General features: G+C 45.7%; 1 pseudogene. It reads right to left on the bottom strand.

From position 1 onward, the window contains the following. Positions 1 to 505: pseudogene (locus ACWHAR_RS32535) on the bottom strand (cysteine--tRNA ligase); the annotation flags it as partial.

Genomic DNA, 505 nt, shown 5'->3' with positions numbered 1-505 from the left:
ACCGAGATACTTTTTCACCATTGCTGAGCATTCAATGTGCCAGCCCGGACGTCCTTTCCCCCAAGGGCTATCCCAAGAGATTTCTCCTTCTTTTGCCGCTTTCCACAGTGCGAAATCAAGAGCATCTTCTTTTTTCTCGCCGACCCGGATGCGTGCACCTGATCTTAGTTCATCGATTGATTGCTGAGAAAGCTTTCCGTACCCTTCAAACGCTCTGGTTTTGAAATATACGTCACCTTCTGATTCATATGCGTAGCCCTTTTTCACGAGCTGATCTACGAATTCGATAATGGCATCCATGTTCTCCATTACTCGCGGATGAAGGTCGGCTTTTCGGCAGCCGAGCGCGCCTACGTCTTCAAAGTATGCTTTAATAAAACGCTCTGAAATGGTGGGTACATCCTCACCGAGTTCATTTGCCGCTCTAATTAATTTATCGTCTACATCTGTGAAGTTAGAGACATACTGCACATCATAGCCTTTATACTCCAAATAGTTTCGAACC

The sequence above is a fragment of the Bacillus sp. LR--39 genome (assembly GCF_053613335.1).
The sequence above is the reverse complement of the archived record's forward strand: the minus strand, read 5'-3'. Positions and strand labels throughout refer to the sequence as shown.